General features: G+C 53.2%; 1 protein-coding gene. It reads left to right on the forward strand.

The features are described from left to right. A partial coding sequence (locus GVL12_RS25815; protein WP_159918392.1) for a TonB-dependent receptor occupies nucleotides 1–451 on the forward strand: 451 nt, incomplete at both ends.

The raw sequence follows: 451 nt of genomic DNA on the forward strand, positions 1-451 counted from the left end.
GGATAACGGCGTGACCACCAGCAACTGGGTGCAGTACGAACACACCCGTAACTCGCGTATTCCGGAAGGTCTGGCGGGCGGTACCGAAGGGAAATTTAACGAAAAAGCGACACAGGATTTCGTCGATATCGATCTTGATGACGTGATGCTGCACAGCGAAGTTAACCTGCCGATTGATTTCCTCGTTAACCAGACGCTGACGCTGGGTACGGAGTGGAATCAGCAACGGATGAAGGACTTAAGTTCCAACACCCAGGCACTGACCGGAACGAATACCGGTGGCGCTATTGATGGCGTGAGTGCCACCGACCGTAGCCCGTATTCAAAAGCAGAAATTTTCTCGCTGTTTGCCGAAAACAACATGGAGCTGACTGACAGCACCATCGTAACGCCGGGGCTGCGTTTCGATCATCACAGTATTGTCGGCAATAACTGGAGCCCGGCGCTGAAC

The sequence above is a fragment of the Pantoea sp. 18069 genome, assembly GCF_902706035.1.
GTDB lineage: Bacteria > Pseudomonadota > Gammaproteobacteria > Burkholderiales > Burkholderiaceae_C > Comamonas.